Here is an 11,878-nt window from a genome sequence, read left to right on the forward strand (position 1 = left end):
CGGCGGATATACACTTGTCGAGGCATTTTCCTTCACTCATTACTGGTCCCTCCTTAATATTGCCAGGCTCCCTATCGGTATTACATTACACTGCGAAGAGGTATCTGTTGCTGCGGGACGCCTGAGAAGCGATATGACGCCGATGACAACGCTAGACACGCCCAGCACCAGGCTCAGGGTGCTTACGACGATACCCAAGTTTATTTCTTTGTTCTTCATTATCATCCCTTTTTGGCAAGCTGTATCCCTGTAATCGCGGCTATACCTAAAGCCCCTGCTATGCCTACCTTCATCCAGGTGGACATGCCGCCTGTTTCCTCTTCCGGTTCTTCGCCTCCGCCGCTCTCCGTAACAAATGTTTCCCATGTCAGGTTATCGCTCACTATACCGCCAACCGGCCCTACCTCGAATAGTATGGATATGGCCTCTTCTATCTCCGGTTCATACCCGCAATACCAGCCGATGGTATTCGGCGACGTGACTATAGTTATCTCGCCATAGGCGGGTAGATAAGCCGATTTTATCAGCTCCCTGGTAGTCGTCCGGCACAAGGATCTCAACCAGATATTGCCCGCTCCGCCGTTATTTTTGACCTTGATGGTCAGAGCAAACCGCTTATCGAGGGAAGTTATCGCCTGGGGCAGGTAGCTGCCGTCCCTATCTATCAGAGGTGTCAACGGACCCGCACTAACGGCGACTTGCATGATCGCCTCAGAGCTGCCGGCTGCGTTGGTAACTATACATCTGACGGTATAGTTGCCCGGCTTGTCGTACTGGTGCATCACGTAGTAATCGAATCCGGGTTCGTTGGACGTGCCGCCGTCTCCGAAATACCATCTGGTATCCGTGATCGGGAAATAATCATCTGACAGGGATAGATTACGAAAGGAGACTACTAGAGGAGCGATACCTGACTGCGGCGTAGCCGTGAAATCGGCGGTCGGCCTGTTATCGGCGATCGTCACAGCAGTAGGTATTACTATCGGAGCCAGTTCGCCCACATGATTGACCATTAACCAAACGTCTTCTCTCAGCTCAAGTTCATAAGGGCTATCTTCAACCCTGTCCCCATCTTTTTCGATAGACGATTCATCGTTCGCCTTCGGTATAGTAAGGGGATATAAAGGCTGGCCGTAGTCGTCATAAAGGTCCCAAACAGAATACTGTCTCACTTCTGTTTCATACCACGCGAACGCCTCTATCTCTAATTTAATGTAATTTCTACCTATAGTGGTCAGGCCTAAATCTTCTGGTTTGAACTTTAGCGGTATTAGCCCGTCTCCCACCCGGGAGGTCAACCCGTAATCCGACGCTTTAAAGAAGATATAACCCTTTGTGCCTGTTTCGACGTTCTCTATACTTACAACAAAACCGTTGTTATAAGAATAACTACGTCCTCTCACCGGCTCAGTCTCGGCGAAAGTCCATTGCACCCAGAGCGTCATCTCTACTTCTCTACCAAGTAACCATGGCCTATTCACATCCCAATCTTGTATAGCCAGTTGCAGGTCCGAGTTATATATCAGGTCATGGTAGTAGTAACACCTATAGCCCCAATAATGGTCGTACTCGGTTTTACCGCCATATCCCCGCCATTTACCGCTTATGTACTCTCTCATGTTACACCGCCACTAATACTGCCGTTCTAGCCATAGCGGCTGCCGCTACAGTTTCGGCCTGTGATATAACTGAATACCCGCCGAACATACCACCCATGGCCGGAGCCGCGGCCCCTGCTGACAGATATATCATCGCTGCGATCGCAACCCCCTGGATAACATAACCGCTTACCTGCCACCAGTTTATGCCTGCAGGCGGCGGCGTCAGGTTCATAGCTTGCATCTGGGACGATATGGCAGCTCGCGTCGTCTGGTTGAGACTATTGTAAGCAGCCTGTGCATCGGCTAGTTGCGACGGGTCTGTTGCTGCAGGATGAAATTGTATCATGTGAGCCACGAACTCATCATACGTCGGGAACTCTATGCCGCAGTGAGGGCAGGGCGTAGGCGCGTTCGGCGGTATATTGCCCGGCGGTATGTCGGGGCCTTCAGGGTTAAGAGGGGGAGGGGGCTGTCTACGGGACACGGGCCATTTTTTTGACTTGCGCAATAAGTGCGCCGCGTAGATGGTTCCGGCGATGAGGACCGCAGGCAAGATATAGTAGAGTCCGCCTGTCCGGGCCAGGTCTTTTAGGTCTTCGGCAAGCCAGTAGAGGTAAGTATGATTGAGGTTGTCCGCCATGGTCTCCTTGCGGGCGATCTCTGATTTCATAAATTCAAGGCGCTCCTGCTCCAGGCTTGTCGCCGATCCTTTTGCAACCAGCTCGGCGTAGTAAGCGTCGCATTCAACTACCTCGTCGAGGTATTCGCGCCAGATCTCCATATAGCGCTCGTCGCTGGCTTTATCGATGTCCGCCAGGCGATTTATTAACATATAGCCGCCCCACCCGACGAGCGCGACGCCTCCGACGACGATCAACGTCTTCGCGATACTCTTGTTATTTGCCGCCGCCGCCGCTTTTTCTGCCGGCGATACCTGTTTTTCTTCCGCCATGGCCTTCTCCTTTTATTACGCCGTAATAATTACTAAAAGCCGTGCTGCGCGTATATCCGGCACATCTTGGCCTTTGGGTCCCGCGGCAGGTTTACAAAATCCTGCCAGCCGTCCCTCTCCTCTATAACCTCGATATCGTTGAATCTTATGTAAGGGATATATGGCTGGTCTTCAGCCACGGCGTTTATGCCCTCTGGTTTGGCGCACGGTATAGTAGTGTCTAGGGTATAAACGTTAGAGCCTTCGAATACCGTTACCCAGGCGTGACCCCACCCGGTATAAGTGCCTATGGTGCAGTAAACCTGGCGCTCACTCATGAAGTTACGCAATAAAGATACGAGTACCGTCGCCGATCCCTCACAATCGCCGTAGCGCGGCGGATCCAGCGTTTCGCATGGCAGCTCCCAGAAGTCGTATACTTTGGCGGAGCGCTTGACCGGGATGCGGATTATGGGGCAGCCGCGCAAAAAGCTGACCTTTTCGTGGAAATCCTGAACGTCATCGCATGAAGGGGGATATTTTACATTGCGGCAAACCCAGTCCCAGCAGTTCCATATCCTGTCGCCGTCAGTTGATATCGTGTCGAGCACATCCTGGACGCTGGGAGTGAATGGCGTCACAAACTCGCGAATATCGAGGTATTCGTTGCCGAAGCGCTTGCCGTAAACAGGATACCTTTCCACATTTACCTCTTAAATAAAAATAGGGCGCAGGTGACCTACGCCCTTAAACTAACATTAAGAGGAGTGTTTTGTCAAACCAGCAAAGAGCCCACGGACTTTATCTCCGCCTGCACCCAATCCTTATGCCTTTCGAGCACCGCGCCCTGCGCCGGCAGCTTTTCGCTCACTAAATATACCAGGCGGTCCACGCTGATCCCCTCGATTATCTCTAACCCGGCGCCTTTCGCCGAAGTGCCTTCGGCTTTCCTGGTCTTATCGATGCGGCTCTTGATTTCAGGGTAGTTCTCCAGAACTGCGTCGACCACGGCCAGCAGCTCCTCGCGCGGTCTCTGCTTCAGAGTCTCGACCAGGCTCCACCCGCTCGCTATACGGGCCTCGAGCGCCTCCGGTTCCAGCGCGCCGATGTAGTAGGCTATAAAATCAGCTATCGGCCTCGTTATCCTCGACGTTACCAGTCTTGTGAGGAAGCTGCTCTCCACTCTCTACCTCCATTTTTATATCTTTACTCGCGTCCGGTTTCTCCTGTGGCGGTCCTGCCAAACGTATCTTTGGCTCAGGTGGTTTCTGCTGCGCCGGCGGCTGCAGTGGAGATTTCAGGATCACCTGCTTACAGTAAGCACAATTTATGCCATAGCCGTCCGGGATATTCACCGGGAATGGCTGTCGCCCGCCGCAACCCGGGTGGGGGCAGGTTATCTCTTCAAATATCATTTCCTCCGGAGATGGGGTCTCGGCTGCTGCCGGCTTCTCCGGCTCGCGGCCTGCTCTCGCCGTCGCGGCTGCGGGGATCCGGGGCGCGGAAGGTTCGGTACTTCCACCTCTCGTCTTCAGGGCGTCCAGTACGTCAGGTATATAGTCTTGTATCACCTTGAACACGCCGCCCAGTTTTTCCAATTTCAGCTTATTAAGTTCGGTTTCCTGTTTCATCTTTTCGCGTTCGCGCTCATCCGAGAGTAGCGCCGTGATAAGCTCAACTTTGCCAAGATTTAACAGGCTTGGGTCCACCGCCGAACGCGGCTCTTCTTTAATCCCCAGGCGCTCCTTCAGCCTGTCTCCTAAAGTCAGCCTGTCAAATAGCTCTTCGACTGGGTCCCGCTGCTCACGCTTCTTGCCATCTAAGTCGAGAAATTTGGCTATCATAGCATTGGTCAATGAGTTATTCGTGACCTGATCCGCTACGCCGAAGAGGCCCGAGGCCTGTGGTTGAGTCCTTTGCTCCTGTATACTCTTGGCTACAGCCATCATAGCATCATTCATCTTACCTATGGTGCTGTCTATCACGCCCAGCCTCTGCTCTAAGGCTGAGCGCCGTTCCCTGTCCAGCTCGGAGCGCAGAGAATCCACCTCTTTCTGGCGCATCTCTTGTATCTTGGTTACGTCTATACCCATTAAGTTGGCTGCTTTGGCAAACTGTTCAATCCCTGCGTCGCCAGCGCCGGGCGCCGGGCGGCCACCTCCGAAGTTGAAGGCGCCCATCGCCTCACCCATCTTGGCTATCTTGGCTATCTCCAGCTGCGCCTGCAGGTCCTCCAGAAGGTCTTCAGATGTTATCTTTTTCCTCGGTGGTTGAATAGTCTCACCACCGTCGGCCTTTCTGATAGGTATTATGTCCACCACTCTTGCTCTCTCATTTTCCGACATTTTTGCCTCCCGCATTCTTTACTATAAAATCTCCCGCCATACCCCTGATATCGAAGTCCACTGCATGCTCGAGATAGAACTGAGAGATCGTCTGCGTGACCCACTCGCCTATAGTTGGAGGCTCTTTATCCAACGCAACACAGCGGTCGACGAAGAGCTTAAAAAGTACAAGCAGGTCTGATGGCAGCTCGACGGTATAGGCTACGAACTTGGTTACGAGGGGAGACCTCGGCTGGTATTTATCAAGTTCTTTGTCCGTCTCTTTTTTGAGGTCACTGTCCCCAGTGAGCCTGGGGGGATTAGCCTTCTTTGTCGCTGCCATGCCGATGAGGTTCGCCTGCCGCATATTATCGGCCACGATCTCTCCTGTCTTCTCGTCGACCAGCCGCCACTTGTGCTTGTCGCTCTCGCCTTTTTTCTTCGCCTCTCGTATATGTGCTATGTAGTCTTTACCGAACCTGTCGGTTTCCGCACCGCATAAGCACCGCCATGTAAGCATACGCTCCGGGGGTACTTCTGGCTCCTTTTCGAGACTACTTTCAAGGCTCTTTTCATTTTGGCTGGCGAGAGCCTCAGAGGGTAAAGAATCTTTTGCTTTAATAGGTGTTTGGGGGCCGGCTGTTACATTAACTTTCGTCATAGTTAGCCTCCTTTCCATGGTGAAAGGATAAGCATTTATCCAGATTTTGTCAAGTTTTACCTGATTTTTGAGTTATGCACACCCCTTATTATTAGGTATAACATGACTATTAAAATAGTACCTCCAAAGATATTACATATGATATGTACTATTAATAATAAGCACCATTCTGTTGTGGTTGGTGAGAAAGTTTATGTAAATAACTTCTCACGATTGAAACTTTGCATAATGTACCACTTTATGTAAAAAGCATTATCAGCTTTGGAAATAGCTGTTTTACGAGGTGATTGAAAAATAACACTATGTAAACTCCAATCGTGATTTTACAAAATGGTAACATAGTGCGAACCACACGAAGTGCATAACCGGTGCATAACTCGGCTAAAACGGTGCAAAGTCGGTGCAGAGTTTGTGCAGAAAATAGACCCGCGGACCTCTCTTGGTGTGCATAACTTATTTTCAGCCAATTGACCTGGTTAAGTTATGCACTAGTTATGCACATGTTATGCACATACTAAAAGGGTAAAAAAACGTCACTGTGCGGTCAGGCTGCGGCCTTGACCAAAGAGCCTTTTTATGTTATGGTCAGGCTGTGGTTCAGGAGGTGCATTGTGAATCCAGGGATAGTTAAGTTCTGTGTAGGTATCTTGGGTTTGGCCGCTGATTCCATCATCGCTGATATAGCCATACGGGTCCGTAACCGCGAGAGCCTTAAAATGTACGAGACCGCGATCGAGCACGCGGCGAAAATGGAAACGGCTGTTAAGAACGGCGACGTGGATCCGGAGTTCGGTCTTAATATAATGAAAGGGCGGAGTCCCATGGAGGCCGCCATGGCCGCGATAGAAGCGGCGCCGGCTCAGTCTATTAACCAGGGTGAAGAAGGCTACTCAGGCACGTCGCAAGTAGCTGCTGCTGGGCGCGCTTGCGTGGCTTGTGGAAATGACCACTTCAGTACGGTATCCGGCCTCCTGGCCGAGGCCATGCGCTTCGCCCGGACCTCCGGCCTGGCGGATCCGGAAGTGGTTAAGCGCGTAAGCCTGGCCGAGGACGAGCTCAACGCTTTCGAGCGCGTCGACGCGGCCCCGGATAAAGTGACCGCCCTGCCGGCTGAAGAGCGCGAGATGATAACAGCCATGACCCAGGACTCCAGGAATATCAGGCACCGGCTCAGTGATCTGAAGGTCCCGGACGACCTGCTGCAGCTGGCAGCCGATGTTAAGAAGATGCGCGAAGGTTACAGGATGCAGGTCTTCGGACTGCAACTGGCACATAGTTAAAGGAGGCTAACGTGGAAAAAAATACCCCCATTGTTTTCGAAGGCGTGTCCGCGTCAAAGGTTATCAAGATAGAAGCGCCGGATAAACTTAAAATACCACTGGTGGAGCTCAAGTGCGGCGGGTGCCGGCGCGTCCTGGCGCTCTACGCCATCGTCGAAGGAAGTGTCGTAGTGAAGTGTAAAAGATGTAAAGCGTGGAACGCTATTGACATACACAGCGAAGTGCAGGATAATGGCGGTGTAAAGGTCGAGTAGGCATCAGGCCAGACAACAGGCATAAGGCCACCACCGCTCCGGGGTTACGGAGTAATATAAGAAGGAGTGCTGAAATGATAATCACAAGTTTCCGGTCAGTAGGCTACCTGAAATCCCGCCCCCGGGCCCATAAACTCGAGGGCATCACCACAAAGCAGCATGCCGGCATGGTTATCGCTGCCAACCCGAAGCCTTATCCCATCAACTCGGCCCAGAAGGCTGTTCGCGACGCCGCGAGGTCTTGCGGGATCAAGAAAGGCATGAGCCGCGCCGCGCTGGTAACAGCAATGCGCACCTGCATCCCCGGCAAGTTCGGTAAATAAGCAGCCGGTGAGGCGACAGAATAGGACATAGAACGGGAGGTTTGACCTCCCGTTCTATTTTGTTATAATAGTGGTATGTCAGACAAGACGCGAGGACAACCGGGGTTTGCCGTTCACAAGCTGCCGTCGAGCTACGAGCTTACTTCTCAGCAGAAGCTGATGAAGGACGCGGCGCAGGCCTGCGGTATCCGCAAGGGTATGACCCGGGGCGAGCTTTTGGAAGCTATGAATAACTGCGTGCCGGAGTTCTTCCGGCAGAAGAAAGGGGAGGCTATGCCAAGTGAAGGGAAGAAAGCAATCAAGGTTTACCATTCACCACACTGTAACTCATGCCACCAGGTGACAGATCTGCTGGGTAAAGGCCGATTCGAGTCAAACATCAAGGGCGACGTGCCCGTGGATCTCGTCGACGTGACCAGCGAAGAGGGATTCCGCGAGATAGGAGAAGCCAACCTTGACAGCGTGCCGGCAGCCAAATACGATGGCAAGACCTGTAAGCTCGGTATAGATGAGGAACAGCAGATAGTGGTTATTGAGTGCCCGGTATCTGAAGACGCCGCTACTCCCGGGGAATAAAGAAGTGGCAGCCGTGGGCCAGCGGATCGTCGCACGGGCATATGAGCCCTGAGTTATCCGGCTTCAAACATAAACAGGTGTTGTTCACTATAGAAATCACCACGTTATTGACCTTTATCTTGCTGTGGATCTTGATAGAATTACGCTCTTCCAGGTTTCTGAGCTGCGCGAGAACGCGCTGCCCCTCCTCATCCAGCGGCTCTTCTTCCTGCAGGACGATTTCCTCTATAACGTTTTCTGGTATCAGCTTCAGTATGCGCTCAACGCGCTCGAGACGCTTCTCCTGTTCTTCGGCGATGTTGTAGAGCTCCTGGATGGACGGCGGCAGCGGGAAAGCTCCGGAACCGTTTCGGTGTTGAGATCTCGACACGATATTGAGATCCGGGTCGACATCATGCAGTAACTGTTTCAGTGTCTTTTTCTGCATTGCGTTTAAAACTTTGTAAAATTCTGCTGATTTTATTAGTGGACTAGTATAGCTGAAAAGTAGTCCACTCACGTACTAATATTTCTGCATTTTACCGGATTACCGGGTATCGATAATTTCGTTGTACTTTCGCCTACAGAAATATTAGCGGCCATCCACCCACTTTGCAAGAGCGTTGCAACCGCCGCATCTTGTAGACATAACCCATCCCGGGTCACTGTTGTCGAGGATAACTCCTTCGCTATCTACAACCTCGATCTTTACCCGGTTTATAATATAGCGACTCTTGTCTTTACACGACTCTTCATGATCTGCTTTGTATGGCACTACGTCCACCCCCTCTCTTTCTTAATCGCGGTCCACGCAACGTTGAGTCTCTTGGCCATGGCGTCGTTCTGTGTGCCGGTGTCCGGGTGGTATATCTTCATCAGGTCCCTGTACCTCTGTTTAAAGGCTTCCTCCGTGGCGTCGCGCCCGAGGCCGAAAAGCTCGTAAGGCGATATCGGCACCGGCTCCGGGGGCGGGATAACGTGGAAGTAAGACTGGTGCGGAGGCAGCTGCCGGGGCTCGGCGCCCTGGCGGTTAAAGAACTTGTCGGCGGCCTCTATGATCTGCGGCGCGTTCTTAGTAATGGTATCGACCATCTCCGTTAGTATGCGCAGGCCGTCGCTAAAGCCGTCAATCTTTGTTTTCTGTGTCTTCTTCTTCGTCATGGCCGAGTAACCTGCCTATCGAGCGTAAGAACTGCTTACCTGTAGATATTATCCCAGACCTCTCTACATTGTCCAGCAGGTCCGCGGCGCGATCCGCCAGGTTGGCCATCTCTTCCTTTTCGGGTGTTTTGTCATTCTCCTGCATATTTCACCTCATCCACGGCCATACAAACCGTATCTCTCCAGTTTCAGACAACTCGAAATACTTCACCACTTTGAAGCGGAGGAGTATCATGCCGAGTTTCAGTTTGGCGATGTTCGCGTCGTTAATCATAATTCATATACCTTTAGCCGTCGCCGTCGCCGTCGCCGTCGCCGGAGCCGTCGCCGGAGCCGGAGCCGGAGCCGGAGCCGTAGCCGTCGCCGTAGCCGTAGCCGTAGCCGTAGCCGTAGCCGTAGCCGTCGCCGTAGCCGGAGCCGTAGCCGTCGCCGTAGCCGTAGCCGTAGCCGTAGCCGTCGCCGTAGCCGGAGCCGTAGCCGTCGCCGTCGCCGTAGCCGTCGCCGGAGCCGGAGCCGTAGCCGGAGCCGGAGCCGTAGCCGTTCATCTTTGCCATACCGGCACCTCTGATATTGATTGACGTGCTTTTTCCGTACATGGCAGTATTTCGCACCACCCTGCTATCTCTATAGATGGCACGACGCAGGGGAATTTGCAGTTTTGTGGGGCCTTAACTCCTTCTGCCGCTAATTGTGATAACGAAGCCGCTCCGTCCCAGTACCATAACCTTCGGCTATTGAGTAGTTCGACTGCGTGATCCGTTTTGCTTTTAAGATAGCCTGCATGGCAGCCTGCACCTGTAGACCTGACTATGACGTATGGCAGCCCTTCGACGCTATACACTAGTTTTTCCGCGCCTCGTCTTACGTATTCCTGGCCGTTGATAACAATAGTGTCATCCATACTTGTAGCCTCCCCTTTTTAAATTTGTCGTTTCATATACCTAAAGGTATATTGACAAAGGTATTATAATCGTGTATTTTGTAACTGTCAAGTTTTTCTTGTGGGTTATATGAAAACAGTTATCATCGAATATTATAACAGCCACCACCGCAAGTTCATCACGTTCTTTCGCGGTGACGAGGATCTCGCCCGGGAGTTCATGACGCTTCACGGGCGCCTGCATCGCGTATACCGGATATCTATGGAGGAAGAGAATGGCACGCCGGCGCAAGGAGAAGCCGCAGCTGCAGTTTGATTTCATGATATTCCCGGAAGGCTGCCGTAGAGCTTGCGATGTGCCTTTTGAGGAATGCAGTAAATGTGGTCTGGATACTATGGACCATACGGTAGATCTTAGTTTTCAGGATAAGAATTATATGTTGCAGTACGGCCAGCAGGCTTTTTGCCAGGTGTGCCTGAAGGATTACGAGCGGCTGCACCCGGGCACGATAGCAAAAATGAGGCAGAGGGAGGGTCAATGCCAACCGGTATAAATAAGACAAAAATCGAGTGGTGCGACTACACCTGGAACCCGATCACGGGTTGCCTTAAGCGCTGCCCTTATTGCTACGCCATGCGCATAGCGGAGCGCTTCCGCGGCACACCCGCCTTTCCAGACGGCTTCGACCCAACGATCCACCGCGACAGGCTGAAATCGCCCTTTTATCTCAAAAAGAAAGGTCAAAAGATATTCGTGTGCTCCATGGGCGAGCTCTTTATGGATAATCATGAAACTTGGACCAGTGACGTATTAGATACTATTACCAAGTGTGACAATCAGACGTTTATTACCCTTACAAAGCAGTCGAGCAATCTCTGGCAATGGTCGCCCTTCCCTAAAAACTGCTGGGTCGGGGTCAGCGCTACATGCGAGAATGACGTAGTGAACGCCTGCAGGGACCTGTGCCACGCGCAGGCACCCGTTAAGTTCCTTTCCATTGAGCCTTTGCTCAGGTGGGATAAACATGGGCGAATGGAATGGTTTAGATCAGCCATGGCGCTGGGCCGGATCAAGTGGATAATCGTCGGGTCCCGGACCAACCCTTATCGCCCGCCGGCGCGGGAGGCCGTCGACGAGATAGTGCGCGGCGCTGATGAGTGCGGCGTGCGAGTCTTCTTAAAGAATAATCTGCAGACGCTCTACCCGGGCGAAAAGCTGAGGCAGGAGTGGCCTGATGAATAAACTTAAATTACCGCCAGTCAGACTGAGATTCCTAGAAAAGACTTATCCTCTGGCTAAATTAGATCCAAAGACTCATGAATTGAGAAAAGATGGGGTGCTCGAGGTTTGGAAGTTGGAAGACGGAAGATATATGGCAGAGGTAAGACATGACTGATTTTGAGAAGATAATCAAGATTACCAGGATGGCGAAGGAAGATGCGCGAAGAACCCAAGAGAATTCTAAGGAGCTTGCAGAAAAACTAGGTGAAAAGTCAATATTAGCTACAGTTGCCGGATTAGGTATGGTATTTGTACATATACAAGATATTGGAGAAATATTCCCTGATGTTAGGCAATACGTAATTGCCGCCAAGTGGTATAACACCGTATTCCAAATGAGAATGGAGCGCTAATGGCGCTGACTAAAACTCAAAAAGAGAATATGCTGCAGAAGTATGCGGACTCCCTCTCCAGCGACGAGCATACAAAAGGCCTTTTGGTGGGTTTTTGCCGCGACTTCCTGGATAAGATCAAGTATCGCGATCCGAACCGGGCCGCAGTCATGGCCTACATGAAGTACCTCAAGGATAGCGACTACGCCGACAGCAGCATAAACCTCAAGTTTAGGACGCTGCGCCGCTTCTTCCTGGCCAACGGCCTCGAGTGGCCTTTCCGCAGCAACGAGA

General features: G+C 51.9%; 22 protein-coding genes. 11 read left to right on the forward strand and 11 right to left on the reverse strand.

The genetic code is table 11. The features are described 5' to 3' along the window. Window positions 1–39: 39 nt before the first annotated feature. From PHI12_10615 to PHI12_10645, 7 genes are all read right to left on the reverse strand, one after another. Window positions 40–219 carry a hypothetical protein gene (locus tag PHI12_10615; protein MDD5511248.1) on the reverse strand — a complete coding sequence of 60 codons (180 nt, stop codon included), beginning with the start codon at window positions 217–219 and terminating at the stop codon, window positions 40–42. Between the two features lie 2 nt (window positions 220–221). After that, complete coding sequence (locus PHI12_10620; GenBank protein ID MDD5511249.1) at window positions 222–1,619, reverse strand: PKD domain-containing protein; 1,398 nt, start codon at window positions 1,617–1,619, stop codon at window positions 222–224. Window position 1,620: 1 nt separating this feature from the next. Continuing rightward, complete coding sequence (locus PHI12_10625; protein MDD5511250.1) at window positions 1,621–2,553, reverse strand: C2H2-type zinc finger protein; 933 nt, start codon at window positions 2,551–2,553, stop codon at window positions 1,621–1,623. 32 nt (window positions 2,554–2,585) lie between these two features. Then, entirely contained in the window at window positions 2,586–3,236 is a 651-nt protein-coding gene (locus tag PHI12_10630; GenBank protein ID MDD5511251.1) for a hypothetical protein, read from the reverse strand. A gap of 71 nt (window positions 3,237–3,307) precedes the next feature. Further along, the gene (locus PHI12_10635) at window positions 3,308–3,715 is read right to left on the reverse strand and encodes a hypothetical protein (GenBank protein ID MDD5511252.1); all 408 of its coding nucleotides are present in this window, start codon (window positions 3,713–3,715) and stop codon (window positions 3,308–3,310) included. Then, complete coding sequence (locus PHI12_10640) at window positions 3,657–4,877, reverse strand: hypothetical protein (GenBank protein ID MDD5511253.1); 1,221 nt, start codon at window positions 4,875–4,877, stop codon at window positions 3,657–3,659. Before PHI12_10640 ends, PHI12_10635 begins: the two co-directional genes overlap by 59 nt. Beyond that, entirely contained in the window at window positions 4,864–5,517 is a 654-nt protein-coding gene (locus tag PHI12_10645; protein MDD5511254.1) for a hypothetical protein, read from the reverse strand. The genes PHI12_10640 and PHI12_10645 overlap by 14 nt, the downstream gene beginning before the upstream one ends. 611 nt (window positions 5,518–6,128) lie before the next feature. Between PHI12_10645 and PHI12_10650 the strand changes: the two genes are divergently transcribed. From PHI12_10650 to PHI12_10665, 4 genes are all read left to right on the forward strand, one after another. Further along, entirely contained in the window at window positions 6,129–6,797 is a 669-nt protein-coding gene (locus PHI12_10650) for a hypothetical protein (protein MDD5511255.1), read from the forward strand. 11 nt (window positions 6,798–6,808) lie between these two features. After that, entirely contained in the window at window positions 6,809–7,051 is a 243-nt protein-coding gene (locus tag PHI12_10655; protein MDD5511256.1) for a hypothetical protein, read from the forward strand. Window positions 7,052–7,125: 74 nt separating this feature from the next. After that, entirely contained in the window at window positions 7,126–7,374 is a 249-nt protein-coding gene (locus PHI12_10660) for a hypothetical protein (protein MDD5511257.1), read from the forward strand. A gap of 75 nt (window positions 7,375–7,449) precedes the next feature. Next, on the forward strand, window positions 7,450–7,950 hold the full coding sequence (locus PHI12_10665) for a hypothetical protein (protein MDD5511258.1): 501 nt from the start codon (window positions 7,450–7,452) through the stop codon (window positions 7,948–7,950). Here the strand turns inward: PHI12_10665 and PHI12_10670 are convergent. The 4 genes from PHI12_10670 to PHI12_10685 form a co-directional block, all read right to left on the reverse strand. Further along, complete coding sequence (locus PHI12_10670) at window positions 7,934–8,377, reverse strand: hypothetical protein (GenBank protein ID MDD5511259.1); 444 nt, start codon at window positions 8,375–8,377, stop codon at window positions 7,934–7,936. The two genes, PHI12_10665 and PHI12_10670, sit on opposite strands and share 17 nt — an antisense overlap. A 144-nt stretch (window positions 8,378–8,521) precedes the next feature. Next, window positions 8,522–8,704, reverse strand: a complete 183-nt coding sequence (locus PHI12_10675) for a hypothetical protein (protein MDD5511260.1) — start codon at window positions 8,702–8,704, stop codon at window positions 8,522–8,524. Further along, complete coding sequence (locus tag PHI12_10680; protein MDD5511261.1) at window positions 8,704–9,090, reverse strand: J domain-containing protein; 387 nt, start codon at window positions 9,088–9,090, stop codon at window positions 8,704–8,706. Before PHI12_10680 ends, PHI12_10675 begins: the two co-directional genes overlap by 1 nt. After that, the gene (locus tag PHI12_10685; GenBank protein MDD5511262.1) at window positions 9,056–9,235 is read right to left on the reverse strand and encodes a hypothetical protein; all 180 of its coding nucleotides are present in this window, start codon (window positions 9,233–9,235) and stop codon (window positions 9,056–9,058) included. Before PHI12_10685 ends, PHI12_10680 begins: the two co-directional genes overlap by 35 nt. 88 nt (window positions 9,236–9,323) lie before the next feature. Between PHI12_10685 and PHI12_10690 the strand changes: the two genes are divergently transcribed. The 7 genes from PHI12_10690 to PHI12_10720 form a co-directional block, all read left to right on the forward strand. After that, on the forward strand, window positions 9,324–9,668 hold the full coding sequence (locus tag PHI12_10690) for a hypothetical protein (protein ID MDD5511263.1): 345 nt from the start codon (window positions 9,324–9,326) through the stop codon (window positions 9,666–9,668). A 432-nt stretch (window positions 9,669–10,100) separates the two neighbouring features. Further along, on the forward strand, window positions 10,101–10,286 hold the full coding sequence (locus PHI12_10695) for a hypothetical protein (GenBank protein MDD5511264.1): 186 nt from the start codon (window positions 10,101–10,103) through the stop codon (window positions 10,284–10,286). Next, window positions 10,246–10,524 carry a hypothetical protein gene (locus tag PHI12_10700; GenBank protein MDD5511265.1) on the forward strand — a complete coding sequence of 93 codons (279 nt, stop codon included), beginning with the start codon at window positions 10,246–10,248 and terminating at the stop codon, window positions 10,522–10,524. The genes PHI12_10695 and PHI12_10700 overlap by 41 nt, the downstream gene beginning before the upstream one ends. Then, window positions 10,509–11,213, forward strand: a complete 705-nt coding sequence (locus PHI12_10705) for a DUF5131 family protein (GenBank protein ID MDD5511266.1) — start codon at window positions 10,509–10,511, stop codon at window positions 11,211–11,213. Before PHI12_10700 ends, PHI12_10705 begins: the two co-directional genes overlap by 16 nt. Then, window positions 11,206–11,367 carry a hypothetical protein gene (locus PHI12_10710; GenBank protein ID MDD5511267.1) on the forward strand — a complete coding sequence of 54 codons (162 nt, stop codon included), beginning with the start codon at window positions 11,206–11,208 and terminating at the stop codon, window positions 11,365–11,367. The genes PHI12_10705 and PHI12_10710 overlap by 8 nt, the downstream gene beginning before the upstream one ends. Further along, window positions 11,360–11,605, forward strand: a complete 246-nt coding sequence (locus PHI12_10715; protein MDD5511268.1) for a hypothetical protein — start codon at window positions 11,360–11,362, stop codon at window positions 11,603–11,605. The genes PHI12_10710 and PHI12_10715 overlap by 8 nt, the downstream gene beginning before the upstream one ends. Next, window positions 11,605–11,878, forward strand: a 274-nt coding sequence (locus tag PHI12_10720; protein MDD5511269.1) for a hypothetical protein, incomplete at its 3' end; no start/stop codon positions are given. The genes PHI12_10715 and PHI12_10720, both read left to right, overlap by 1 nt.

This window comes from Dehalococcoidales bacterium, from assembly GCA_028716225.1.
Taxonomy (GTDB): Bacteria; Chloroflexota; Dehalococcoidia; order Dehalococcoidales; family UBA5760; genus UBA5760.

Bases quoted from the DNA above. Each gene is read 5' to 3' on its own strand.
- PHI12_10615 (MDD5511248.1), bottom strand. From the start codon at position 219: ATGAAGAACAAAGAAATAAACTTGGGTATCGTCGTAAGCACCCTGAGC.
- PHI12_10620 (MDD5511249.1), bottom strand. From the start codon at position 1,619: ATGAGAGAGTACATAAGCGGTAAATGGCGGGGATATGGCGGTAAAACC.
- PHI12_10625 (MDD5511250.1), bottom strand. From the start codon at position 2,553: ATGGCGGAAGAAAAACAGGTATCGCCGGCAGAAAAAGCGGCGGCGGCG.
- PHI12_10640 (MDD5511253.1), bottom strand. From the start codon at position 4,877: ATGTCGGAAAATGAGAGAGCAAGAGTGGTGGACATAATACCTATCAGA.
- PHI12_10645 (MDD5511254.1), bottom strand. From the start codon at position 5,517: ATGACGAAAGTTAATGTAACAGCCGGCCCCCAAACACCTATTAAAGCA.
- PHI12_10660 (MDD5511257.1), top strand. From the start codon at position 7,126: ATGATAATCACAAGTTTCCGGTCAGTAGGCTACCTGAAATCCCGCCCC.
- PHI12_10665 (MDD5511258.1), top strand. From the start codon at position 7,450: ATGTCAGACAAGACGCGAGGACAACCGGGGTTTGCCGTTCACAAGCTG.
- PHI12_10670 (MDD5511259.1), bottom strand. From the start codon at position 8,377: ATGCAGAAAAAGACACTGAAACAGTTACTGCATGATGTCGACCCGGAT.
- PHI12_10680 (MDD5511261.1), bottom strand. From the start codon at position 9,090: ATGACGAAGAAGAAGACACAGAAAACAAAGATTGACGGCTTTAGCGAC.
- PHI12_10685 (MDD5511262.1), bottom strand. From the start codon at position 9,235: ATGCAGGAGAATGACAAAACACCCGAAAAGGAAGAGATGGCCAACCTG.
- PHI12_10690 (MDD5511263.1), top strand. From the start codon at position 9,324: ATGCCGAGTTTCAGTTTGGCGATGTTCGCGTCGTTAATCATAATTCAT.
- PHI12_10695 (MDD5511264.1), top strand. From the start codon at position 10,101: ATGAAAACAGTTATCATCGAATATTATAACAGCCACCACCGCAAGTTC.
- PHI12_10700 (MDD5511265.1), top strand. From the start codon at position 10,246: ATGGCACGCCGGCGCAAGGAGAAGCCGCAGCTGCAGTTTGATTTCATG.
- PHI12_10705 (MDD5511266.1), top strand. From the start codon at position 10,509: ATGCCAACCGGTATAAATAAGACAAAAATCGAGTGGTGCGACTACACC.
- PHI12_10710 (MDD5511267.1), top strand. From the start codon at position 11,206: ATGAATAAACTTAAATTACCGCCAGTCAGACTGAGATTCCTAGAAAAG.
- PHI12_10715 (MDD5511268.1), top strand. From the start codon at position 11,360: ATGACTGATTTTGAGAAGATAATCAAGATTACCAGGATGGCGAAGGAA.